25 protein-coding genes are annotated in these 23,998 nt (G+C 61.5%); 13 read left to right on the forward strand and 12 right to left on the reverse strand.

Annotated features, from left to right (window positions below; all coding sequences use genetic code 11):
• Nucleotides 1-237: 237 nt before the first annotated feature.
• The 7 genes from XB14_RS30105 to XB14_RS30135 all read right to left on the reverse strand — a co-directional run bounded on the left by XB14_RS30105 (nucleotide 238) and on the right by XB14_RS30135 (nucleotide 6,316).
• On the reverse strand, nucleotides 238-747 hold the full coding sequence (locus tag XB14_RS30105; RefSeq protein ID WP_327327660.1) for a PTS sugar transporter subunit IIA: 510 nt from the start codon (nucleotides 745-747) through the stop codon (nucleotides 238-240).
• A gap of 335 nt (nucleotides 748-1,082) precedes the next feature.
• A complete protein-coding gene (locus tag XB14_RS30110) occupies nucleotides 1,083-1,364 on the reverse strand; it encodes a MurR/RpiR family transcriptional regulator (protein WP_077967627.1) in 282 nt (93 codons plus the stop codon).
• Between the two features lie 48 nt (nucleotides 1,365-1,412).
• A complete protein-coding gene (locus tag XB14_RS30115; protein ID WP_077967629.1) occupies nucleotides 1,413-2,432 on the reverse strand; it encodes a Gfo/Idh/MocA family oxidoreductase in 1,020 nt (339 codons plus the stop codon).
• Nucleotides 2,433-2,460: 28 nt separating this feature from the next.
• Nucleotides 2,461-3,255, reverse strand: coding sequence for a TIM barrel protein (locus tag XB14_RS30120; protein ID WP_077967631.1), 795 nt, complete (start codon nucleotides 3,253-3,255; stop codon nucleotides 2,461-2,463).
• 82 nt (nucleotides 3,256-3,337) lie between these two features.
• Nucleotides 3,338-4,126, reverse strand: a complete 789-nt coding sequence (locus tag XB14_RS30125; RefSeq protein WP_077967633.1) for an ATP-binding cassette domain-containing protein — start codon at nucleotides 4,124-4,126, stop codon at nucleotides 3,338-3,340.
• On the reverse strand, nucleotides 4,126-5,247 hold the full coding sequence (locus tag XB14_RS30130; protein ID WP_077967634.1) for an ABC transporter permease: 1,122 nt from the start codon (nucleotides 5,245-5,247) through the stop codon (nucleotides 4,126-4,128). The genes XB14_RS30125 and XB14_RS30130 overlap by 1 nt, the downstream gene beginning before the upstream one ends.
• 118 nt (nucleotides 5,248-5,365) lie before the next feature.
• Complete coding sequence (locus XB14_RS30135) at nucleotides 5,366-6,316, reverse strand: sugar ABC transporter substrate-binding protein (protein ID WP_077967641.1); 951 nt, start codon at nucleotides 6,314-6,316, stop codon at nucleotides 5,366-5,368.
• A 181-nt stretch (nucleotides 6,317-6,497) separates the two neighbouring features.
• On the opposite strand from XB14_RS30135, the gene XB14_RS30140 reads away from it, so the two are divergent.
• The 8 genes from XB14_RS30140 to XB14_RS30175 all read left to right on the forward strand — a co-directional run bounded on the left by XB14_RS30140 (nucleotide 6,498) and on the right by XB14_RS30175 (nucleotide 14,427).
• Complete coding sequence (locus tag XB14_RS30140) at nucleotides 6,498-7,493, forward strand: LacI family DNA-binding transcriptional regulator (RefSeq protein WP_077967643.1); 996 nt, start codon at nucleotides 6,498-6,500, stop codon at nucleotides 7,491-7,493.
• Between the two features lie 85 nt (nucleotides 7,494-7,578).
• Nucleotides 7,579-8,490, forward strand: coding sequence for a myo-inosose-2 dehydratase (iolE, locus tag XB14_RS30145; protein ID WP_077967645.1), 912 nt, complete (start codon nucleotides 7,579-7,581; stop codon nucleotides 8,488-8,490).
• Between the two features lie 245 nt (nucleotides 8,491-8,735).
• Nucleotides 8,736-9,758, forward strand: coding sequence for a LacI family DNA-binding transcriptional regulator (locus XB14_RS30150; RefSeq protein WP_077967647.1), 1,023 nt, complete (start codon nucleotides 8,736-8,738; stop codon nucleotides 9,756-9,758).
• 34 nt (nucleotides 9,759-9,792) lie between these two features.
• On the forward strand, nucleotides 9,793-10,749 hold the full coding sequence (locus XB14_RS30155; RefSeq protein WP_077967649.1) for a substrate-binding domain-containing protein: 957 nt from the start codon (nucleotides 9,793-9,795) through the stop codon (nucleotides 10,747-10,749).
• Entirely contained in the window at nucleotides 10,749-11,552 is an 804-nt protein-coding gene (locus XB14_RS30160; RefSeq protein ID WP_077967856.1) for an ATP-binding cassette domain-containing protein, read from the forward strand. Before XB14_RS30155 ends, XB14_RS30160 begins: the two co-directional genes overlap by 1 nt.
• A complete protein-coding gene (locus tag XB14_RS30165; protein WP_077967659.1) occupies nucleotides 11,549-12,547 on the forward strand; it encodes an ABC transporter permease in 999 nt (332 codons plus the stop codon). Before XB14_RS30160 ends, XB14_RS30165 begins: the two co-directional genes overlap by 4 nt.
• A gap of 5 nt (nucleotides 12,548-12,552) precedes the next feature.
• A complete protein-coding gene (locus XB14_RS30170) occupies nucleotides 12,553-13,620 on the forward strand; it encodes a phosphotriesterase family protein (protein ID WP_060521154.1) in 1,068 nt (355 codons plus the stop codon).
• 39 nt (nucleotides 13,621-13,659) lie between these two features.
• Nucleotides 13,660-14,427 carry a glutamine amidotransferase gene (locus XB14_RS30175; RefSeq protein ID WP_077967660.1) on the forward strand — a complete coding sequence of 256 codons (768 nt, stop codon included), beginning with the start codon at nucleotides 13,660-13,662 and terminating at the stop codon, nucleotides 14,425-14,427.
• 29 nt (nucleotides 14,428-14,456) lie between these two features.
• On the opposite strand, the gene XB14_RS30180 is transcribed toward XB14_RS30175, so the two are convergent.
• A complete protein-coding gene (locus tag XB14_RS30180) occupies nucleotides 14,457-15,356 on the reverse strand; it encodes a ribokinase (RefSeq protein ID WP_077967858.1) in 900 nt (299 codons plus the stop codon).
• A gap of 25 nt (nucleotides 15,357-15,381) precedes the next feature.
• Between XB14_RS30180 and XB14_RS30185 the strand changes: the two genes are divergently transcribed.
• The 3 genes from XB14_RS30185 to XB14_RS30195 are packed head-to-tail and all read left to right on the forward strand — an operon-like array spanning nucleotide 15,382 to nucleotide 18,149.
• A complete protein-coding gene (locus XB14_RS30185) occupies nucleotides 15,382-16,224 on the forward strand; it encodes a BtpA/SgcQ family protein (protein ID WP_077967661.1) in 843 nt (280 codons plus the stop codon).
• A gap of 2 nt (nucleotides 16,225-16,226) precedes the next feature.
• A complete protein-coding gene (locus XB14_RS30190; protein ID WP_077967662.1) occupies nucleotides 16,227-16,874 on the forward strand; it encodes a TenA family protein in 648 nt (215 codons plus the stop codon).
• A 24-nt stretch (nucleotides 16,875-16,898) separates the two neighbouring features.
• Entirely contained in the window at nucleotides 16,899-18,149 is a 1,251-nt protein-coding gene (locus XB14_RS30195; RefSeq protein WP_077967663.1) for a Zn-dependent hydrolase, read from the forward strand.
• 218 nt (nucleotides 18,150-18,367) lie between these two features.
• On the opposite strand, the gene XB14_RS30200 is transcribed toward XB14_RS30195, so the two are convergent.
• The gene (locus XB14_RS30200) at nucleotides 18,368-19,279 is read right to left on the reverse strand and encodes a LysR substrate-binding domain-containing protein (RefSeq protein WP_077967670.1); all 912 of its coding nucleotides are present in this window, start codon (nucleotides 19,277-19,279) and stop codon (nucleotides 18,368-18,370) included.
• Between the two features lie 122 nt (nucleotides 19,280-19,401).
• On the opposite strand from XB14_RS30200, the gene XB14_RS30205 reads away from it, so the two are divergent.
• Complete coding sequence (locus tag XB14_RS30205) at nucleotides 19,402-20,655, forward strand: aromatic ring-hydroxylating oxygenase subunit alpha (protein WP_077967672.1); 1,254 nt, start codon at nucleotides 19,402-19,404, stop codon at nucleotides 20,653-20,655.
• Nucleotides 20,645-21,730 carry an FAD-binding oxidoreductase gene (locus XB14_RS30210; protein ID WP_077967679.1) on the forward strand — a complete coding sequence of 362 codons (1,086 nt, stop codon included), beginning with the start codon at nucleotides 20,645-20,647 and terminating at the stop codon, nucleotides 21,728-21,730. The genes XB14_RS30205 and XB14_RS30210 overlap by 11 nt, the downstream gene beginning before the upstream one ends.
• A 47-nt stretch (nucleotides 21,731-21,777) precedes the next feature.
• On the opposite strand, the gene gfa is transcribed toward XB14_RS30210, so the two are convergent.
• The 3 genes from gfa to XB14_RS30225 all read right to left on the reverse strand — a co-directional run.
• Nucleotides 21,778-22,350 carry an S-(hydroxymethyl)glutathione synthase gene (gene gfa / locus XB14_RS30215; protein WP_077967682.1) on the reverse strand — a complete coding sequence of 191 codons (573 nt, stop codon included), beginning with the start codon at nucleotides 22,348-22,350 and terminating at the stop codon, nucleotides 21,778-21,780.
• Nucleotides 22,351-22,467: 117 nt separating this feature from the next.
• Nucleotides 22,468-23,595, reverse strand: coding sequence for an S-(hydroxymethyl)glutathione dehydrogenase/class III alcohol dehydrogenase (locus XB14_RS30220; RefSeq protein WP_077967684.1), 1,128 nt, complete (start codon nucleotides 23,593-23,595; stop codon nucleotides 22,468-22,470).
• An 89-nt stretch (nucleotides 23,596-23,684) separates the two neighbouring features.
• On the reverse strand, nucleotides 23,685-23,998 hold a 314-nt coding region (locus XB14_RS30225; protein WP_210190056.1), incomplete at its 5' end, for an electron transfer flavoprotein subunit alpha/FixB family protein.

A 23,998-nucleotide genomic window follows, 5' to 3' on the forward strand; every position in this document is an offset into this window, starting at 1 on the left:
CAGAGGAATGTCCCGGGAGTGGTACCTGGGCTCGCGCAGCGACAGTTCCGTACTCACACGAACGGGTTTCGTGACGTTAGCAGGTTCGTATGCCTGCCAACCTGCGCCTGATACCAACGCCTAGGTGGCTACCGACGCTGGACAAGGGAGAACAAGCTTGTTTCGCATGCCAAGCCAGCCAAGACTCGGCAAGAAGCGACGACCGAACGCGCCAATCACGCGATTTAGGGCATCCAACTACCGCAGGAGCGGGCCATGTGAGGCTGTGACAGAGCTTCGTGCACTTGGAGACGTTGTGCAAACGGCGGCCGAAAGCACGTTTAAGGCCTCTGTTTCAGATCGTACCCCTCGTAGGGCCGCCAACAACTTCTTTGAGCGAAAGACACGACAAAGCTTGGAGAGGAATTGCAAGAAACCCTCATGTTGACCGTGGGGCCATATCACCGCGAGTAAGATATCGACTGGCTCGTCGTCGGGTGCATTGAACTCGATCGGTTCGCGCAGGGTAACAAGCACTTTAGCCGGAGTTACCAAACCCGGAATAAACGCGTGCGGTAGGGCAAAGCCTTCCCCGAAACCCGTCGAACCAAGAGCCTCCCGGGCGAGCAGGCCGTCTAGAATGAGACTGGCTGGGACTTGAGCGCACGGCGCTAGGTGAGACGAAATGGCTTGGAGAACCGCCCGCCCGCCCCCAGCCGGCACGTCGAGCATCAAATCATCTTCAAAGCCGAGTTTTCCATCGTTCATCTTCTCCTCCCGCTTCTCTCTGGCCGGCAAAGATCGCGCTGGTTTCACTCCACATTGCTCAATTTTGAACTGGTGCCTTGTGCCTCCGATTTCAAGCAATGTCACTGCAAACGCCCACTAGTCTTTCGCAGCGGGGACGACCGTCCTCAAGAAGTATTTCGAGTACGATCTTCATCGGAATCTGCTCCGTTTCCTCAGGTTAGAACCATGCTTTTGACTGCCAGTTGCAGGTTGCGCGCGCGTCGAACGATGTCGATGGGAGCGATGAGCAGGATGCGCCGGTGCAGGCGTTCGCGACCAAGGCGAGACTTCGTTTAGAGGTCCGCATCGACGCGCTAGGAGAGTGGTAAGCTCCTTAAATGCTGCTGGAAGAAAGTCTTGAAATCCCGAAAGCTCTCGAAGCCAAGGACTGTCGCAAGCCGTGTGACCGTGGTTGGTGAAACAGAGCACGCAATCGCGACCGAGCGGGCACTTCCGAATGCCACAACCTCCGGCCTTGCCAGTGCCTTGCGAGCGACTTGTTCCAGCTGTCTCGGAAGCCTGACGGTTCTGGACGCAACCATTGCCCTTAGCTCCGTCACATCACCAGGACGCCGGGTTGCCTCGCTTGCCTTCATGACCGCGTCTCCATCGCTCGCCGATGTTTCACCAACCCAGTCGAGAAGCTATCGCAACGACACGGGTGCCATCGTCGAGACGGACTCAATGCAGGCAAGGGCGATCGCAAGCGCGTTGCGCGCAGCAGCACCGCTCGGCCCTTCCGTCATTTCACCGCGACGAACCGCTCTGACGAAGGAAGCAAGCTGCGCCGTGTATCCGTGAACGAAATGCTCGGTGTCGCGGCGCCAGGTCTCGTTCGAGGTGCCGTCCTTGTCGAACAGCGTCATGCTTGAGCGGCGCACATCCCCCATCGTCACCATGCCACCGGAGCCGAAGACCTCGCCGCGGATGTCATAGCCATACATTGCGCTGAAGTTCGCCTCGGCGACCGCGATCGAGCCATTGTCGAACCGGATGGTCACAACCGCCGTGTCACGGAAGCCTTTCTCACGGAAATCCGGCCGGACGAGTGCGTCCGCAACGGCCATAACCTCGATCGGCCTTGCATTCGCGTTCAGCCAAAGCAGCGTATCGAAATCGTGGATCAGCGTTTCGTAAAAGATCGTCCATTGCGGGATCTTGGCGGGGTCGGCGCCGAAAGGACCGGGATCGCGGGTCAGCGAACGCAGAAGCTGCGGCGCACCGACCTTGCCGGCATCGATCGCCGCGCGTCCTTCCGAGAAAGCCTGGTCCCAGCGCCGATTGAAGCCTACCTGAAGGGGAACGTTGGCTGCGCGCGCCGCGGCGATCGCCCGATCGGCATCCTCAAGCGTCAGCGCCATCGGCTTCTCGCAAAAGATCGCCTTGCCGGCTTCGGCAGCCTGTACGAGGACATTCGTGTGGAACCGAGCCGGCGTCGCGATGATGACGGCATCGAGACCCGGACGGGCAAGAAGGTCAGCAACGTCGGTGTATGAGCTATCAACGTCGAGTTTGCCGGCGAGAGCGGCGGCAGCCCCTGGCGCGGGGTCAGCGATGGCGACGAGTTCGGCGTCGACAAGGCGGCGTGCGACGGTCTCACCGTGGAAGGAACCGATGCGTCCGGCGCCGATGAGGCCGACATTGACGGGCTTGTTCTTGGGCATGGGATTGATCCTGTCGAGGTTGAAAATGTCAGATGGTGAATGCGGCGCGAAAGGCCTCGAGCGCCACTTCGGGGTCGCCGGCGGCCCAGGCTTCCATGCCGATCGGGCCGGAATAGCCCATGGCACTCAGCGCCCTGGCGATGCCGTTCCAGTTGACCTCTCCGGTACCGGGCTCAAATCGGCCCGGCACATCGGCCACCTGGATCTCACCAATCCAGGGCAGGCACTTGCGGCAGAGTTCGATCAGGTTCCCCTCGCCGATCTGGGCATGATAGAGATCGAGGTTGAGACGCAGACGCGGATGATTGACGCTTGCGACCAGCGCCAGCGTGTCCTCGGCGCGACCGAAGGGTACGCCGGGATGGTCCACCGGGAGATTGAGGTTTTCGAGCGTGAAGGTGACGCCTTCCTCCTCCGCCATCTCCACCACACGGCAAAGCGTATCCCGCGCCTTCAGCCACATGGCGCCGGTAACGACTTCGATGGGCTGAACGGGCAGGCCCCTGTCTCCAAGGCCCGTGCCATGCAGATTGAGCCGCTGGACGCCGAGCCGCTTTCCGATCTGAGCGGTTTCGCGCGCAGTCCTCAGGAGTTCTGCTGCTCCCTCGTCGTCCGTGAGGCGGCCGGTAAGGTAGCCGTTCATGATCGTAAAGGTGGCGCCGGTCGCTTGCAATTTGCCGAGATCGTGCTCCGGCCAATTCCAAAGGCCGACGCCGAAACCCATTTCCTTGAGGCGCGAGGCACGCCATTCGATCGGTTTGTCGCGCCAGAGCATTTCTGCGCAGGCGGCAAGTGGGAAAGAAGAAGTCTTGGGCGCACTCATGGTGGATTCCATATTTTTGGACATGACGATGGGTGGAGCGGCGCAAAGGGCGCCGCACCGACAGGCTGGGATGTGAATTCGATTAGATCGTTCCGCCGAGCTCTTCCGACAGCGATTGCAATTCCTTGCCACCGGCCATCAGGTTCTGAAGCGCCTCGATGCCGATAGCGTCCTTCGTGTAGGTGCCAAGCGTCTTGCCACGATTGAGCACCGTGAAGCGGTTGCCGACCGCATAGGCGTGGCGGACGTTGTGGGTGATGAAGATCACACCCAGGCCCTTGGCGCGAACCTGGTTGATGTACTTCAGCACCATGGAGGTCTGGGCCACGCCGAGCGCCGATGTCGGCTCGTCGAGGATCAGCACCTTCGCGCCGAAATAGACAGCGCGGGCGATCGCCACACATTGCCGCTCGCCACCCGAGAGCGTGCCGACCGCCTGCTGCGGATCACGCACGTCGATGCCGATCTTGTGCATCTCGTCGCGGGTGACATTGTCGGCCTCGTCCATGTTCATGCGTTTGAACGGGCCGAAACCGACCATTGGCTCCCGCCCCATGAAGAAGTTGCGGGTTACCGACATCAGCGGGATCATCGCAAGATCCTGGTAGACGGTGGCAATGCCGGCATCGAGGGCATCGCGCGGCCCGGAAAACAACCGCGGCTGACCGTCGACCAGAAAGTCGCCCGAAGTCGGCTTGTGCACGCCGGCAAGCGTGTTGATCAGGGTCGATTTTCCGGCGCCGTTGTCGCCGAGCAGGCAGAGAACTTCGTTCGGATAGACATTCATGGACACGCCATTGAGGGCGATAACCGAGCCGAAATGCTTGACGAGGTTCCTCACCTCGACGAGGGGCGTCTGAGATGTGCTCATCAGCGTTCTCCCGTGACGCGTTTGCGGATGACGTTGTTGAAGACGACGGCGGTCAGAAGCATTCCGCCGAGAAAAACGAGATACCAATCCTGGTCGATCGACGTATAGGTGAGGCCAATCAGCACCATGCCAAAGACGATCGATCCGAAGAACGCGCCGATGGCCGAGCCATAGCCGCCTGTGAGCAGGCAGCCGCCGATGACCGCGGCGATGATCGCTTCGAATTCCTTCTGGAAGCCGCGGCGGGCGTCGGTCGAGCCGGCGTCGAGGACGGTCAGGATGGCGACCAGCGTGGAGCAAAGAGCGGTAATGACGAAAAGCGTCGTCTTGACGCGGGCAACTGGTACGCCCGACTTGCGCGCGGCGCGCGGATCGCCACCGGACGCAAAAATCCAGTTGCCGAAGCGCGTGCGCAGTAGAACCCAGGTGGCAAGAAGTGCAATCGCGACAAACCACAGGATCTCGACCGGGATGCCCGGAACCTTGGGCGTGCCATTCGGGAAAGTGTCGATGATTCCGGCCTCGGCGAGCCAGGCGAACAGGCCGGGAAAGGCATCACCGGAAAAGAGCGGCGCGAGCGGGCTGTCGGCCACGGCTTCCTTCATGCCGCGAAGCTGCGTTGCACCGCCGCTTGCCCATTTCAGACCCACGAGCGTCAGGCCACGAAGGATGAAGAGGAAAGCCAGTGTCACGATGAACGAGGGGAGACCGGTGCGCATCGTGAGCTGCGCGTTTGTCACTCCGATGAAGACTGCAAAAGCAATCGCGACAAGGATCGCCAGGCTCAGCGGCACCTGCCAGACGACAAGCGCCGTGCCGAAGACAAGGCCGGCGAAGGCGACCATCGATCCGATCGACAGATCGAACTCGCCGCCGATCATGAGGAGCGCCGCACCTACGGCAAGAATGCCGAGTTGAGCGGCCGGCGCCATGAAGTTTACGACACCCGCCAAGGTAAACATGGCTGGGTTGGCGGTCAGCAGGAAGAAGACGGTTACGAGCACCAGACCGGCGACGGCGCCAAGTTCGGGACGCCGCAGAACTCCAGTTAATGTTGATACCTTCTTCAGCCGCTCGTCGGATCTGGCAGCAGGCCCGTTCTGTTCGTTAGCGAGGGTCATCGTCGTACCTCAGCATTGTAATTGTTATCCGTGCGCCATCGGTCCCGCTCACGCGATGCGCGGAGCAGTCGGGCGATGAGAGCAGCTCCCGCTGGCGCGGGAGCTGATGTGGATCCGGCTAGCGGATGCCCTGGGAGGACTTTTCGATAACGGCTGCGGCCGCATCCTTCTCGACGAAGCTCGGTCCGGATGCGACGTTGCCGGCAGGAACGGTTCCATAACGCGCATTGAGTGCCAGGAATGTCACCGGCAGATAGCCCTGCAGGTAGGGCTGCTGATCGATCGCAAACAGCGCCTTGCCGTCAGCAACGGACTGCAGGAAGCCGGCGGAGAGATCATAGGAGGCGACCTTCACCTTGTCGCCAACACCCATCTTCTCGACGACGGCAACAGCGCGCTCGCCGACGAGCGGGGCAGATAGCCCGAGCACCAAATCGATCGACGGGTCGGAGGTGAGTGCCGCCTGGATCTTGGCCTCGATCTCGGCCGGGTCTGCAGTCGTCGGCAGGATCGTTACCTTGCCACCTTCAAACCCCTGCTCCGTGCCGGCGCAACGCTGATCGAGTGCGGCATTGCCAACTTCCTGGTTCACGCAGAGCAGGTGCTTGAGGCCGAGCGACTTGAGCTTGGCGCCCACCTTGATGCCGGCCGGAAGCTCGTCCTGACCCACATGCAATTTGATGCCGAGTTTTTCAGCTGCCGAGATACCGGAGTTCATCGAGATCACCGGGATGCCCGCGGCAACCGCCTTCTCGATCGCAGGTCCGAGCGCGTCCGGATCCGGGTTTGAAATGACGATCCCGGCAGGGTTCTGGTTCACGGCAGCTTCGATGAGCTGCGCCATTGCCACCATGTCGAAGGTCTCCGGCGCGCGGTAGTCGACCTGGACGTTGCTATCCTTACCGGCCTGCATGATGCCGTTCTTGACGATCGACCAGAACGGGTCGGACGCCTGCCCGTGGGTCACCGCGATGATGGTGGGCTCCTGAGCCTTCGCGCTGATGGCGGCCGTGGTGGCAACGCCGAGCACAACCGCGCCGAGTGCGAGCTTCTTCAGAATGGATTTCATTTGTTCCTCCTCCAGTCGCCAACTCTCCACAGTCGGCGAGAAAAACGATTGCTACCGGGTGCATTTCTGTTTGCTACCGGGTGCAAACGGGTGCATATTACGCTGAGATGAATTAAAAGCAAGCATTCATTTCATCTTGAAATAGAAATGGAATGTGCATTCCATTTCGCAGGGAGGCTCCATGCGCAAACGAGCAACGGCGAAGGAAGTGGCGGATGCCGCAGGTGTTTCGAAGTGGACGGTCATACGGGCCTTCACGCCGGGTGCGTCGATTGCAGAGGAAAGCAAGCGCAAGGTTCTGGAAGCGGCCGCAGCGCTCAACTACTCGCCGAACTTGCTTGCACGCAGTCTTGCGACGAATTCCACCCGTCAGGTGGCAGTCTTTGTCGACGACTTCGCCAATCCTCAAAAACTGCCCTTCCTCGAAACCTTGACCGAGAGACTGCAGGCCGAGGGCCTCGTCGCGGTGCTGATCAATATCAACACCCACTTCGATCACGTTCACGCGCTGCTGCACGCGGACCAGCGCCAGGTCGATGCCGTCATCCTGTTCGGCACGGCGTTTCGCAGTGAGACGCTCAGCGATCTGCAGCTCGGCCGGGGCACGCCGCCGATGTTCGTGCTCGCGAGGGACAGCCAGATCGAAGGTGTCCCGGCCGTCGTCTGCGATGCCGAGCTGGCTCTGCGGGAGATCGTCGACCATCTTCATGAACGAGGCTATCGGCGTCCCGGCTTCATGACGGGTGCGCCCGCGCTGTCGACCGCCCTGCGGCGTCGGCATCACTTCGCCGACTTCTGGAAGCAGAACGGTGTGGACGAGATCGCTTCGCTTTCGGCCGACAAATACAGTGCCGGAGCCGGAGCCGAAGCGGTCCGCAGCTATCTCGAACAGACCGCCCCCGCCGACAGAGTAGACGTGCTGATGTGCGAGAATGACATCCTGGCGCTTGGGGCGATGGATGAGATCCGCAGCCGGTTCGGTCTGCGGATCCCCGAAGACATCGCCGTTGTCGGTTTCGACAATTACGAGTTCTGCGGATCGCCCGCCTACAGCCTGACCACATATGAGCAGCCGCGGCAGGAAATGATCCAGGTCATCGTTGGGATGATTGCAGGACGTCTGGAGCCGGAGACGGTAACGCTGCAAGGCACACTTGTGGTCCGCAATTCCACCTGACGCACCTTCATCCGCGAGGCCCTCGCCTCTCAAGCACGTCGAGCACTCATAACCCAAGAACTTATCCCAATGGGGGGAGCCCATGATGTCTCAGAATGCCATTGCTTTGCCCGACGGCGTGCGCCTTGCGGTAAGTCCCCTTTCGTGGGCGAACGACGTGCTTGAGGATCTTGGGGCAGACATTCCACTCGATACTTGCCTCACCGATGCGGCCGAAGTCGGCTATCAGGGGGTCGAGCTCGGCCGGAAATTCCCGAGGGACGCAGCGAACTTGCGCCCGCTTCTCGCAGGCCACGGCCTCGACCTGGCTTCCGGATGGCACTCGGGGGAACTGGCCGAACGCGACGTCGATGAAGAGATGCGTGCTGTTGCCCCTCACGCCGAACTTCTCCGCGCCATGGACTGCAAGGTCATGGTCTATGGCGAGGTTGCAATGATGACGCCAGGATCCCCGCTGGACGCACCGATGTCGCAGCGGTTGGTAATGCCCAGGGCGGACGTGGCCGCCTACGCCGAACGGCTGACGGAGTTCGCCAGCCGTCTTGCGGGCGAGTATGGGCTTGCGCTTGCTTATCACCACCACCTGATGATGGTCGCAGAGACTTTCGACGAAATCTCCGACATCTTCGACACAACCGGCGTGGAAGTTGGCTTGCTGCTCGACACCGGCCACGCGGTCGCAGCTGGTTTCGACTATACGCAGATCATTGAACGCTTCGGCGATCGCCTCGTGCACGTCCACCTGAAGGACGTCCGCAAATCGGTGATGCGGGAGGTTCGGACCGCCGACCTGAGCTTCAATGCCGGCGTGCGCAACGGAATGTTCACGGTGCCAGGCGACGGTATCGTCGACTTCACTCCGATCGCTCGCTTCGTTCGGGACAGTGGCTATCGAGGATGGTTGGTCGTCGAAGCCGAACAGGATCCAGCTCTCGCCCCGCCACGTGCAGCCGTTGCACGCGCGTTCGATCACTTCAGCGAACTATTTGCCGACTGATCGCAAGAAGAGGCCGGGCAAGGCAGCACCTGCGAACATTCTTCCCCGATCTAATCGCTTGGCCGAGCCTGCTTTCATAACAGGCAGGCCCGCTCGCATCCGTTGCCTGGGATCGTTCACAACGACACCGTGCCAGGACATATCTCGCCGGAGCAGAGAAATTATCTTGACAGAACGCGAAAGTCGAAATTTTATTGTAAAGCGCTTTAGTAAATCGGTTTACAACGGCAAGGGATGGAGCCAAGGTGACCACACGACGCGTCACAAGCCTCAAGGATGTAGCCCGAACTGCCGGCGTTTCCGTGACGACGGTCTCGCGCTTGCTGAACGGATCGCTCGATCTGCCCCATGAGACGAAGAAGCGGATCTCGGATGCGATCCGTGACCTCAATTACCAACCCAATCCCCATGCCCGCCGGCTCAGCCGCGGTCGTTCCGATACGATCGGTCTTGTAGTTCCGGATATCGCGAACCCCTTCTTCGCGACGCTTGTGGCCGCGGTCGAAGAAGAGGCGGATACCCGGGGACTTGCCGTTTCCCTCTACGCCACCCTCAACCGGGCCGGTCGCGAGGTCGCCTATCTCCAGCTGATCGAGCGCAATCACGTCGATGGCCTGATCTTCGTCACCAACCACCCGGATGACGGTCAACTCGCCACGTTGATAAATCGCACCGGCAAAGTCGTGATCGCCGACGAAGACGTCCCGGGTGCGCAGGCGCCGAAGCTCTTTTGCGACAACGAGCTGGGCGGGTCGCTGGCCGGCAGGCATCTGGCCGAATTCGGACACAGAGATGTTCTGTTCGTCGGCGGCCCGGAAGCGATGATCAGTTCGCGTCGGCGCTTCAACGGTCTTGAACAAGCGTTGCGGAACGCGTTTGGCGAAGATTTCCGGCTTTCAAAATACGCTGGCGACTACACCGTTGCTTTCGGACGGCAGGCGGCGAAGCGCTTCATCGAGGAAGGTCGCCCGGCAACGGCGATCTTCGCCAGCTCGGACGAGATCGCCATCGGGATGATCGAGGTCTTCCGCGACCAAGGGGTGTCCATTCCAGACGACGTCTCGGTCATCGGCTTCGACGATGTCGGCCCGCTCCACCTTTTCGGTCCGCCCATGACCGCCATTCGCCAGCCGGTCCGCACGATCGGCGAGCGTGCCCTCTCCCTTCTTCTCGAAACAAACTGGCAGGACAAGCAGGCTCCCGTCGAGGAGCTCCTGCCAGTCGAAATCGTCGTGCGGAAATCCGTTGCTCCGCCGGCGAAACGATAAATCACGCAATGGAGAACCAACAGAGGATGAGAACATGAACTGGACTTTGAAACGCAGGACTTTAGTCGCCACGCTCGGGTTCACGGCGTTGACGACCCTCGGCGCGGCCCTTTCGCCGGCCCTTGCCGCCGAAAAGACCTTTGCACTCGTGCAAATCAACCAGCAGGCGCTTTTCTTCAATCAGATGAACGAAGGCGCGCAGAAGGCGGCCGACGCTGCCGGCGCAAAGCTCGTCATCTTCAATGCCAACAACGACCCGGCCGCGCAGAACAGTGCGATCGAGACCTACATCCAGCAGAAGGTCGATGGCATCGCCGTCGTCGCGATCGACGTCAACGGCATCATGCCGGCGGTCAACCAGGCGGCCGAAGCCGGCATCCCCGTCGTAGCCATCGATGCGATCCTTCCGGAAGGCCCGCAGAAGGCGCAGATCGGCGTCGACAACGCCACGGCGGGTGCCGACATGGGCAAGTTCTTCCTCGATTACATCAAGGGCAATGCCGATGGCAAAGCCAAGATCGGTGTCGTCGGCGCGCTCAACTCCTTCATTCAGAACGTTCGTCAGGAAGGATTTGAAAAAACCATCAAGGATGTCGACGGTATCAGCTCGGCCGGCGTCGTCGACGGACAGAACGTGCAGGACAACGCGCTCGCTGCCGCAGAGAACCTGATTACCGGCAATCCCGACCTGACCGCAATCTATGCGACCGGCGAGCCGGCCCTGATGGGGGCCATCGCCGCGGTCGAAAGCCAGAGCAAGCAGGATAGCGTGAAGGTCTTCGGTTGGGACCTGACGGCCCAGGCGATCGCCGGCATCGACGCCGGCTACGTCACCGCCGTGATCCAGCAGGATCCGGCTGCCATGGGTGCCGCTGCCGTCGACGCCTTGAAGAAGGTCTCCGACGGCGGCAGCGTCGAGAAGACCATCGCCGTGCCGGTAACGATCGTCACCAAGGACAACGTCGAGCCATATCGGGCGATCTTCAAATGATGACGACTGAAAGACAGCATCCTCCCGCTGTCGCTGGTGTCGGGGGGGCTTTGCCCTCCCGCGCCGGTGTCAGCCCCCGCGTGTCCCTCAAAGGGATCGTCAAGACGTTCGGATCGCACCAGGCGCTGCGTGGCGTCGACCTCGACATCTATCCCGGCGAGTGCCTTGGCCTCGTCGGCGACAACGCCGCTGGCAAGTCGACGCTGACCAAGGTCATCTCGGGCACCTACATTCCCGATGGCGGGACCATTACGCTGGAAGGCGAAGAGGTTCGGTTCTCAGGCCCTGCAGACGCGCGCAACCGCAACATCGAAATGGTCTTTCAGGACCTGAGCCTTTGCGACCACATCGATGTGGTCGGCAATCTTTTCCTCGGCCGAGAAATCAGCAAGGGGCCATTCCTCGATACAAAGACCATGCTCGAGGAAGCACGCAAGATGCTCGATGCGCTGGAAATCCGCATTCCGCGTCTGACCGGCAAAGTCGCTCAGCTCTCCGGCGGTCAGCGCCAGGCGATCGCGATCGCGCGCGCCGCTTCGTTCAATCCGAAAGTCCTGATCATGGACGAGCCCACCTCGGCGCTCGCCGTGGCGGAGGTCGAAGCCGTGCTCGCGCTCATCAACCGCGTCAAGGCAAAGGGCGTCTCGGTCATCCTGATCACCCACCGTCTCCAGGACCTGTTCCGCGTCTGCGACCGCATTGCCGTCATGTACGAAGGCACCAAGGTCGCCGAGCGAGAAATCGGCAAGACCAACCTGGAAGACCTCGTCAAGCTGATCGTCGGGGAAGGAGCCAAGCAATGACGGCCTACACCGAACGTGCGAAAGGCTCGCCGGCGGCAGACTTCCTTTCGGAAAACGCCCAGGTCCTGTCGATCGCCTTTTTCTTCCTCGCCTGCGTCGTCTTTTTCGCGGCCACGACCGATACCTTCATGACGGTCGGCAACATTCTGAACGTCATCCGCCAGGCAGCGCCGATCCTCATCGTCGCGGTCGCCATGACGCTGGTGATCATAACCGGCGGCATCGACCTCTCGGTCGGCTCGCAGGTCGCCCTGGTCAATGCGGTTGCGGCCATTGTCCTGGCGATGGGCTATCCCTGGCCGCTCGTCGTCGTCGCCATGCTCTTCTTCGGCGCCTTTCTCGGTTTCGTGCAAGGATGGTTCACGGCCTATCAGGGCATCCCGGCCTTCATCGTCACGCTTGCCGGCCTGTCGATCCTGCGCGGATTGGCGCTCTATCTGACGCAGGGCTACTCGATCCCGATCAAGGATGCTCCCGGCTTCTTCATGCTCGGCCGCGGCGAATTGCTGGGCATTCCGATGCCTGCCCTGATCGCGGTCGCGGTCGCGGTCGCCGGCTATGTCGTCATATCCTCGACCAAATACGGCCGCCAGGTCGTCGCCGTCGGGTCCAACATGGAAGCCGCCCGCCGCGTCGGTATGCCGGCGAAATGGGTGATCGCTTCGGTCTACATGATCGCCGGCGTTGCCTGCGCCCTTGCCGGCCTCCTGATCGCCGCGCGCCTCGGGTCGGGCTCATCGAATGCCGCCGTCGGCTTCGAACTCCAGGTCATCGCCGCGGTGGTGCTTGGCGGAACGTCGCTGATGGGCGGTCGCGGCACCATCCTCGGCACTGTGCTTGGCACCATGACGATTGCGGTCATCGGCAACGGTCTGATCCTGATGCATATCTCGCCGTTCTTCACGCAGATTGTTACCGGAGCGATCATTCTCGTTGCGATCTGGCTGAACACCCGGATCTTCACCGCCAACTTTCGCTTCGGCGGCAAGAGATGACCGTCATGAGCAAGGAGCTGTCAGAAGGACATGTGCGGTCCGGCAAGGTGATGACGGTGAACGGCGCGATCAACGCGGATCAACTCGGCATCACACTGATGCACGAGCATATCCTCAACGATTGCCGCTGCTGGTGGAACGCACCGCAAACGAAGGAGCGTCAGTATCTCGCCGAAGGCTTCGTCTGCATGGAGATCCTCGGCGAACTGCGCCAGGACCCCTTCGTCAACAAGCACAACATTACGCTCGACGACGAACCCTTGGCTATCGCCGAGTTGCAGGCTTTCGCGACCGCAGGCGGCCGTACAGTCGTCGAACCTACCTGCAATGGCATCGGTCGAAACCCGCTCGCCTTACGGCGGATCTCCAAGGCGACGGGTCTCAATATCGTGATGGGGGCCGGATACTATCTTGCCTCCTCGCATCCGGCCGAGGTCGCCGACATGAGCGTCGACCAGATCGCCGACGGCATCGTCCGCGAGGCCATCGACGGTGTCGACGGCACGGGCGTGAAAATCGGACTGATCGGCGAGATCGGCGTCTCCTCCGATTTCACCCCGGCCGAGGAGAAGTCCCTGCGTGGGGCCGCCCGGGCGCAGGTCCGGACCGGTTTGCCGCTGATGGTGCACCTGCCGGGCTGGTTCCGGCTCGGCCATCGGGTGCTCGATGTCGTCGCCGAGGAAGGGGCGGATCTGCGCCACACCGTGCTTTGTCACATGAACCCGTCCCACGACGATTTCGCCTATCAAAGCGAGCTCGCCGAACGCGGTGCGTTCATCGAATACGACATGATCGGCATGGACTTCTTCTATGCCGATCAACAGGTACAGTGCCCGAGCGACGAAGAGGCAGCACGAGCGATCGCCAGGCTGGTGGACGCCGGCCACATGGACCGCATCCTGCTCTCGCACGATGTGTTCCTGAAGATGATGCTCAGCCACTACGGAGGCAACGGCTATGCCTACGTCCTGCGCCACTTCCTGCCGCGTCTCAAACGACACGGGCTGGAGGACGGCGCGCTCGACAGAATGATGCGGGACAACCCCCGCTCGGTATTCCAAACCGGGGCCTGATATCGGCTCCCAACGCAATTCAAGACAGACGGATAGACCATGACAAAGAAAGTGCTTCTCGTCGGCGAGAGCTGGGTAAGCTCCGCCACCCACTACAAGGGTTTCGACCAGTTCGGCAGCGTGACCTTCCATCTGGGCGCCGAACCGCTCGTCAAGGTGCTGAAGGACAGCGAGTTCGAGCTGACCTACATGACCGCACACGACGCCGTGGACCAGTTCCCCTATGAAATGGCAGGCCTCGACCAATACGATGCGATCATCCTGTCGGATATCGGCGCCAACTCGCTGTTGCTGCCGCCGGCCGTATGGCTGCATTCGCGCACCGTTCCGAACCGGTTGAAGCTCATCAAGGCCTGGGTCGAAAAGGGTGGAGCGCTGCTGATGGTCGGCGGCTACTTCTCCTTCCAGGGTATCGACGGTAAGGCGCGCTGGCGCCGCACCGCCGTCGAAGACACGCTTCCGGTGACCTGCCTTCCCTATGACGACCGCGTCGAAATTCCCGAGGGCGCGGTTGCCGACGTCGTCAAGCCGGATCATCCGACCATGGCGGGGCTTTCGGGCAGCTGGCCGTTGCTTCTCGGCGTCAATGAAGTGGAAGTTCGCGATGGAGCCGAGGTCGTCGCCCGGCTCCCGGAAGATCAGGGCGGACACCCGCTGCTCGTCCTTGGCAGCTTCGGCAAGGGCCGCACCGCCGCCTGGACGTCCGATATCGGCCCCCACTGGCTGTCGCCGGCATTCTGCGAATGGGAAGGCTACGGCCGTCTCTGGAAGAACATCCTCGGCTGGATGACGGAGACGGCGCGCTGAGCACCCGAAATCGCGCGCTGAGGAGAGCCTCAGCGCGCGGCCAGGATCGCTTGCAACTGCTCGATCGACGGAAACGCCGAACGGGTTCCGGGACGGCTGACAGTGATGGCAGCGGCGCGCGTTGCATGTTCGATCGCGGTGCGATCGAGGCGACTGCCACGAAGTGCGGCGGATGCGAGCGCCACCGCCATGAACGTGTCGCCGGCGCCTGTCGTGTCGACGACGTCGCATTCGACGGCGCCGATCCGAACACTGCTTTCGGCGGTGACGAGCATGGCTCCGTCTCCGCCGAAGGTCAGGACGACTTCGCGAACACCGGCCGCAAGCAGCTTGCGGGCAGCCTCTTCGCCGCTGGTACCGGTCATTGCTTGCGCCTCACCCTGGTTGAGGAAAGCAATGTCGATCAAGGGCCACAGGGTGCTGAAATAGGGACGCAAGGGAGACGGATTGAAGGCGTTGATCATGTGGCGGGCGCGCGCAGCTTCAAGGACACCGCGCGTCGTTTCGTCCGACAGGTTTCCCTGGAGCACAGCAAGGTCGCCGGGAACCGCGTCGGCCAGCGCCGCGACGGCGTCGGCAAGCGTGAGGTTCTGGGCAGAGTCGGTGGTCGTGATGTTGACGTTTTCTCCATCCGGCGTGGTCAGCACGATCGAGAAGTCGGTGGACTTGCCGAGGACCGGCACAAGTCTGCTGACCACCGGTTCGCTTGCCAGATGCTGGCGGATCATGTCGGCGCGAAAACCGTCGCCGAAGGCTGCGACAAGGCTCGTCGGCAGGCCGGTGCGGGCCATGACAACAGCCTGGTTCGCGCCCTTGCCACCCAGGTCCCGGGACCGCTGGCTACCGTGGATCGAAGCGCCCGCGGCCGGCATTTCCGACACGGCGATGGTCTCGTCCACCGTCACATTACCGATTACGTAAGCGTGCATGAACATACCTTCGAAAGGGAGAGAAATGCAGGAAATATCTGACAAGTCCACAAGCGCCATAAGGGAAATATTTGGGACTGACAAGGTTCTGATCGGCATGATCCATTGCCCGGCCTTCCCCGGTGCGCCGCGCTATCGGGGCGCCGATATGACTGTTATCTACGATGCCTGCATGCGTGATGCCGAGGCGTTGGTCGAGGGTGGCCTGCATGGCCTGATGATCGAAAATCACGGCGATGTGCCGTTCTCCAAACCGGAAGATATCGGCCACGAAACGGCGGCCTTCATGTCGGTCGTCACCGACCGGATCGCACGGGCGACGGGTGTGCCGCTCGGCATCAACGTCCTTGCCAATGCGCCGATCCCGGCCTTTGCCATCGCCATGGCGGGCGGCGCCAAGTTCATTCGCGTCAACCAGTGGGCCAACGCCTATGTCGCCAACGAAGGCTTCATGGAGGGTCGGGCCGCAGAAGCGATGCGCTACCGTTCGCTGCTGCGTGCCGAGCACATTAAGGTCTTTGCCGACAGCCATGTGAAGCACGGCGCCCACGCCATCGTGGCCGACCGATCGATCCAGGAACTGACGCGCGACCTCGCCTTCTTCGACGCCGACGGTGTGATCGCCACCGGTCAGCGCACCGGCAACACGGCAACCATCGAGGAGATCGAGGAGATCGGCTCGGCGACGCACCTGCCGCTTCTGGTCGGCTCGGGCGTGACCAAGGACAACATCGTCGAAATCCTCAAGCGCACCAACGGCGTGATCGTCGCCTCGTCTCTGAAGCAGGGCGGGGTCTGGTGGAACCCGGTCGATATCGAGCGGGTCAAAGCTTTCCGCGCCGCTGCCGAACCCGCGCTGGAAGCGTGACAATGGCGGCTGAAACGCTTTCGGAACAGATCCTGCGGGAAAACGCCACCGTCTTCGAAGCCATGGTGAACCATCGCTTCGTCGAGGACATCGTGATGGAGCGCCTGTCCCCGCAGGTTTTCGAACGCTATCTCGTCTATGAGGGGGCCTTCGTCGAAACCGCGATCTCGATCTTCGCCTTTGCGGCGGCGAAAGCCGAGACGATCGAACAGAAGCGCTGGTTGATTGCCGTTCTGGATGCGCTCGCCAACCAGCAGATCGCCTACTTCGAACGGATTTTTGCCGAACGCAATATCGATCCCGGTACCTATGATCTCAATGTTGTCGAGGTCGAGGCTTTCCGAACGGGTATGCTGGACATCGCCCGCAACGGCGGTTTCCTCGATACCGTCGCTGCCATGTTTGCGGCCGAGTGGATGTACTGGACCTGGTCGAAAAGGGCCGCCCGTTCATCGTTTGCCGATCCACATTTGAAGGAATGGGTCGAAATGCACGCCGATGATGAGTTTGCGGCTCAGGCGAAGTGGCTGAAGCAAGAACTCGACGTGGCCGGCGACGCACTCGAGGCTTCCGAGCGCAAACGCCTGAGCGCTATCTTCGGGCGAGCACAGCAACTGGAAATCGCCTTTCATGACGCAGCCTACGTCTGATCAAGGCGACATTTGGGAACGACCATGACCTCTCGCACCACAGTTGACGGCAAGCGCCTGCTCAAGCGTCTCGATGATTTCGCAAGAATCGGGGGGACGCCGGCCGGCGGCGTCAACCGGCAGGCTTTGTCGGTGGAAGATCGGGGCTCCCGCCGGCTGCTGGCGGAACTCGCGCTTGCGCGCGGTTTTCGCGTCTTGCAGGATCCGATGGCAAACCTGTTCGTCCGGCGGGAGGGCCGTTTTCCTCAAAGGCCGCCGTTCGTGATCGGCAGCCATCTCGACAGCCAGCCGACCGGCGGGCGCTTTGACGGAGCACTCGGCACCTTGGCGGCCTTTGAGGTGATGGAAAGCCTCGAAGATGCCGGCATCGAGACTGATCTTCCGCTTGAGGTCGTTGCCTGGACGAACGAGGAAGGAAGCCGCTTTGCCCCGGGCACGATGGGATCGATGGCTTTTGCCGCAGGTGCCATCCCCGAGGCCTGGTCCGATCTTCGCGGCCGCGACGGAGCGCGGTTCGTCAACGAGTTGGGGGCAACACTGAAAGCCCTGCCGGAAGCCGAAATGCGCCCGCTCGGCTTCCCGATCTCCGGCTACCTTGAGCTTCATATCGAACAAGGCCCGTCGCTCGAACGGGAAAACATACCGGTTGGCATCGTCTATGGCATCCAGGGCACGCGGTGGCTGGAGGTCAGGATCGATGGGCAGGCAGCGCATGCCGGCACGACGGCACTCGAGTTCCGTCGCGACCCCATGGCCGCGGCCGTTGCCGCGCTTGAACCACTGTATAGGAGCGCCATGCCGGGCGACCCGCGCGCACGTTTCACCGTCGGCCGCTTCGCGGTCGAGCCAGGTTCGGTGAATTCGATTCCGGGATCGGTTACATTCACCGTCGACATGCGCCACCCAGAGACCAAAGCCATCGGCAATCTGGAGGAGCGGGTTAGGCAGGCGTGTGACAACGCCTCAAAAGCGAATGGTTGCCAGAGCGCAACGCGGCAAATCTTCGACATGCCGCCCGCCCTTTTTTCAGACGACCTGCTCGCCTGCCTCGATCGCGCTGCCGCATCGCTCGGATTGAAGACCAAGCGCATGCTGTCCGGCGCCTTCCACGATGCCTTGTTCGTCAGTCGTGTTGCGCCGGCAGCCATGATCTTCGTGCCTTGCCGCGACGGGCTTAGCCACAACGAGGCCGAATATGTCGAGCCCGAGCACTCCGTAACAGGTGCGCGCATGCTGCTTGCAGCCACCCTGGAAGCGATTGTCCTAAACGCATGACCGTCAGGGCAAGATCAGTGGCTCGAAGTGATGGTGAGGCCCTCGAGCCGCGCCTCCATTCACCGCGCAGACCTTTCTGACTGACCAAAAGCGCGCGAACAGCGGCCTCGCACCGCCAATTTCCAACGATACATTATGCGATCCCAACAGAACGCAACAAAGGACCTGGTGCAGAACCCAACGCGTCCGGCACAAGCTATCTGGAGGGCTCCTGGCTCTCAGTCCGCCAAGGCGGAAGCCTCGCGCAACCACTCAATGAATAGCCGCCCACTTTGCTTTTTTGGCTTCCTCGTCGGAACAACAACGAAGTAAGCTGCTCTGGTGCGGATGGATGCATCGGTAAGCCGGACCAAACGATTTTGCCGGGTCAGGTCGCCGACCAGGCGGCTCCAACCGAGCGCGATACCTTGACCGTTCATCGCAGCATAAATGGCCTCGGTGTAAAAGCTGCATCGCAGACCCCGGGACCTCTTCGGCGCCTTCACGGAAAAAGCCGCTAGCCATTCATCCCAACCTGTCCATGTCGGGTCTTCAATATCGCTCGATATCAGCGGATGACCGACAAGATCTTGCGGGGTGGCGATTGGTCCGGCTGTGAGCAAATAGTCTGCGCTGCAAATCGGAAAAACCTCATCCTCGAACAAGAACTCCGCCTGACCGTCCGACCAAGTGCCGGTTCCGTAGCGGATCGCCAAGTCCACATCGCTGGCCCCGAAACTGGTCCGGCCATCCTGCGTGATAATGCGAAGTTTAATTTCAGGGTAGGCGCGCGAAAACGCGGCGATCCTTGGCAACAGCCAGAAATGCGAAAAGGAGATGGTGGCGGAGATCGCCAGTTCGTCTTCCGGTCCTTCCGCCCGCAGATCGGCGACCGTGTCCGCAATCAGATTGAATGCTTCGCCCGCCGCGGCTGACAGCAGCCTGCCCTTTTCCGTCAACTCGATCTTGCGGTGAAGGCGCCGAAACAGGGGGAAACCAAAATCCTCTTCGAGCAAGTGGATCTGCCGGCTGATGGCCGCCTGGGTTACACCGAGTTCCGTCGCAGCCCGTGTGAAGCTCGACAGTCGAGCCGCTGCCTCAAAGGCCGTCAGGGCGGTGAGCGGCGGTAGCTTCTTCCTCAGGTTCGCCATCTTTGATCCATTACATTTGGTAATGTCAACCGCGCATATTTATGCCGTTGAGCGGCTGCTTTGCCTGAGCGATCCTGCCCTTGGAACCCGTCGAGCTTCCGATCGGAACATAAGGTGGAATTATGCTGCAGACATTTGCTTCTCCCATATCGTCGCTGCTTGATGCAAGAGCGGAGGGACATTCGCTTCCGGCCGGTCTTTATACGCGAGAGGATGTCTTCGAGGCGGATCTGGAAGTCTTTTTCCGCCGGCACTGGATCTGCATCGGCCTTGAATGCGATGTACCGGAGCCGGGAGATGCAGCCGTTGTCGATATCGGCAAGACCAGCCTCATCCTGCTGCGCGACGACGACGCTGAGATCCGCGTCATGCACAACGTCTGCCGCCACCGCGGTGCACGACTGCTGGATCCGGGCAAGACGATCGTTTCAAAGCTCGTCTGTCCTTATCACACATGGACCTATGAACTGACCGGCGAGCTGAGCTATGCGCCCCACATGGGCAAGAGCTTCGACAAGGAATGCCGCAGCCTCAAGCCGGTGACCTTTAAGTCGATTGGCGGCCTCATCTATGTCTGCCTTTCGAGCGATCCGCCAGAAGACGTCGAGCGTCTCGTCGACGTCATGGTCGAACGTCTTGCCCCCTACGACATCGCCAACGCAAAGGTCGCGTATGAATCCGATGTCATCGAACACGGCAACTGGAAGCTCACCATAGAGAACAACCGTGAATGCTACCACTGCTCCGCCAACCATCCCGAGCTCTGCGTCTCTTTCGTCGATCTCGATTTCGGCTTCGATCCGGACGCTTTGAGCCCGGAAGACCGCGCCCAGGCGGAGGAGCATTTAGCGCTCTATGAAGAACGCACCAAGCGATGGGAGGCAGACGGCTACCCATCCGCCGCGGTCGAGCAGCTGGTCGACTGCACCACCAACTTCCGGACGCAACGGCTGATCATTTCCGGTGCCGGCGAATCCCAGACCCCCGATGCAACGGCCGCCTCGGCAAAGCTGCTTGGCACGATGTCACGTAAGGACCTCGGAGATATGCATCTCTGGGGCCACAACAGCTGGAACCACTTCATGGGCGATCATGCCGTCGTTTCGATCGTCATCCCGCTTTCCGCGGACAAGACACTGGTGCGCACCAAATGGCTCGTGCACAAGGATGCGGTCGAAGGCGTCGATTACGATCTTGAGAAGTTGACCAACGTCTGGATCGCCACGACCGATCAGGACGCGGAACTCGTCGCCCGCTCCCACGCCGGCGTCGAAGATCCCGCCTACGTACCGGGCCCCTACTCACCCTTCTCCGAAACAAACCTCGACAAGTTCGCGTCGTGGTACATCGACCGGATGCGCGCCCATGGATACTAAAAGCACCTTTTCTCCGGCCGAGCGTCTTGAGCTAGGCGACTTGTGGAGCCGCGACACGGATGAAGATCTGGTTTGCGTCGATGTCCATCAGGAAACGCACGACGTCAAGACCTTCACCTTCGCGTCCACGCAGGGCAAGCGCTTTGCCTTCGAAGCCGGTCAATACTTCCTGTTCGATCTCGATGTCGACGGCGAACCGGAAAGCCGTTGCTACAGCATCTCGTCGTCGCCGAAGCGCAGCAATGCGTTCTCAGTCACCGTCAAGCGTGTGGCCGGCGGCAAGATCTCAAATTGGTTTCACGACAACCTGACGGTGAATGCGAAGATCAAGGCGAACGGTCCCCTCGGTCAGTTCACGCGCCCGAACGCGAGGAAATATCTGTTTCTGTCCGCAGGATCAGGAATTACGCCTGTTATGGCGATGGTCCGGGAGCTTGCCGACACCTGCGAGCCTGCCGACGTCGTCTTCATGCACGCGGCGCGAACGCCGAAAGACCTGATCTTTCGCGATGAACTCGCCACGCTTGCCAATCGGGTGAAGGGCCTCCGGCTTCAGCTTCTGCCGGAACTCGTTTCCGGCGAGACCAATTGGCCCGGACTGACCGGCCGCATATCGGCGGCGTACATGAACCTTGCGGTTCCCGATATCGCCGAGCGCATCGTGATGTGTTGCGGCCCGGCGCCGTTCATGGCCGCAGCGCGTGCAATCTCTGCCGATCTCGGCGTTCCGCCGTCAAACTACATCGAGGAGAGCTTTGATGCGTGCGCGAACGACGACACTGAGGTTGTCGTTGTCGAACAGCCTGCCACCCGAACATTCGAGGTCGAGTTCTCCAAGCAGGCGCGAAAGATCGCCGTGGCGGGAGAGCAGACCGTGCTTTCCTGCGCAAAGAAAGCGGGCGTAATACTTCCCTCATCCTGTTCGAACGGTGTCTGCGGCACCTGCAAGTCCAAGCTCGTATCCGGTTCGGTCGAGATGAACCACAATGGTGGCATCAGGCAACGCGAGATCGACGCCGGGCTTTTCCTGCCCTGCTGTTCGAAGCCGCTGAGCGATCTCGTCATCGACCGCTAGGCACCGGTTGAGTGATCCCGACCCAGCCATCGCTGGGCCGGGATATTTCATGCCGGGAGGGCGCCGCTCTTCTTGGCAGCCCATGTGGCGATCACATCCATCAGGACCGGGTTGAGGCAGTCATAGGGTTCAAGTCCCAGTTCGCGTAGCCGACCGCGCACGCCATCCATCTTCGCTGGGTCGTAGCCGCTCTCGATGATCGAGGAGACGAAGGCGGCAAAGCCCGGTTTTGCCCAGCCGCTTTCCTGGAACCGCTCGGGGTGCAGGAAGGAAAGCCCCCTGAACGCATGATCGCGTTCGACCGGGCCGTACATGTGCACACCGCAGTCCTTGCAGGCATGGCGCTGGATCAGCGCTGCCGGGTCCACGACCGCGAGCTTGTCGCCGTTTTCGAGCACCTCGACATTGGCCGTCGGCGCGACGGCGACGACCGAGAAAACGGCGCCATCGGGCTTCCAGCACTTGGTGCAGCCGCAGGCATGGTTGTGGGCGATGTCACCCTTGACGCGGACCTTCACGGGGTTGCTCGCGCAGTTGCAGACGAGTGTGCCGCCGGAAAAGGCGGCGTCCGTCGCCTTGAACCCGCTGTCGAGAGATGGATGGATCGCAATGCTTGGCATGGGCTTCTCCTCCTTCTGGCCGGCGCACAATGCCCGGCTCGTCGTTCGCGCCGCCGGCTGGATCGCGCGGCGGCGCAAAAATGCTTTTGCAGTCTGGAAACGGTCCTCAACCCGTCCTCAGTATAACACCACGCTGCGAATGCTTTCGCCCGAATGCATCAGTTCGAAGCCCTTGTTGATGTCTTCGAGCGGCATCGTGTGGGTGATCATCGGATCGATCTCGATCTTGCCCTCCATGTACCAGTCGACGATTTTGGGCACGTCGGTGCGGCCGCGCGCGCCGCCAAAGGCGGTGCCCATCCAGGTGCGGCCGGTGACGAGCTGGAACGGCCGCGTGGAGATTTCCTGGCCGGCGCCGGCAACGCCGATGACGACCGACTTGCCCCAGCCGCGATGCGAGGCTTCGAGTGCCTGGCGCATCACCTTGGTGTTGCCGGTGCAGTCGAAGGTGTAGTCGGCGCCGCCGATCTGGTCGGCCCCGCGCTTGGTCATGTTGACGAGGTAGGGCACGATGTCGTCGCCGACTTCCTTCGGGTTGACGAAGTGGGTCATGCCGAAGCGCTCGCCCCAGGCCTTCTTGTCGTTGTTGAGGTCGACGCCGATGATCATGTCGGCGCCGGCAAGACGCAGGCCCTGGATGACGTTGAGGCCGATGCCGCCGAGACCGAAGACGATCGCGGTCGCGCCCATCTCCACCTGCGCGGTGTTGATGACGGCACCGATCCCGGTCGTGACCCCGCAGCCGATGTAGCAGATCTTGTCGAACGGCGCGTCCGGGTTGACCTTGGCAACCGCGATCTCCGGCAGCACCGTGTAATTGGCGAAGGTCGAGCAGCCCATATAGTGATGGATCTTGTCCTTGCCGATCGAAAAGCGCGAGGTTCCGTCCGGCATCAGGCCTTGCCCTTGCGTCGAGCGGATGGCGGTGCACAGATTGGTCTTGCGCGACAGACAGGACGGGCAGGAGCGGCACTCGGGCGTATAGAGCGGAATGACATGGTCGCCCTTCTTCACCGAGGTGACACCCGGGCCGACGTCGACGACGATGCCGGCACCCTCATGGCCGAGGATCGCCGGGAACAGGCCTTCCGGATCGGCGCCCGACAGCGTGAAGTCGTCGGTGTGGCAGATGCCGGTCGCCTTGACCTCGATCAGCACTTCGCCGGCCCGCGGGCCTTCGAGCTGAACCGTCATGACCTCGAGCGGCTTGCCTGCCTGAACGGCAACGGCGGCGCGTACATCCATCGTTTGATCCTCTTGTTGTTTGTGAATTGCGGGCTCGTCCGGGCGCGCAGCGCCCGGCCTCATAATGATCCCGATCGCGCCAAAACGCGTTAGAGCGCCTTCTCGACTTCCGGCAGGGCGTCGAAGAGATCGGCAACCAGGCCGTAGTCGGCGACCTGGAAGATCGGCGCCTCTTCGTCCTTGTTGATCGCGACGATGACCTTGCTGTCCTTCATGCCGGCCAGGTGCTGGATGGCACCGGAAATGCCGCAGGCGATGTAGAGATCGGGGGCGACGACCTTGCCGGTCTGGCCGACCTGCCAGTCGTTCGGGGCGTAACCGGCGTCGACGGCAGCGCGCGACGCGCCGACGGCAGCACCGAGCTTGTCGGCCACCGGCAGGATCACTTCCTGGAACTTCTCGG

Source organism: Ensifer adhaerens, assembly GCF_002007205.1.
Lineage (GTDB): Bacteria > Pseudomonadota > Alphaproteobacteria > Rhizobiales > Rhizobiaceae > Ensifer > Ensifer adhaerens_D.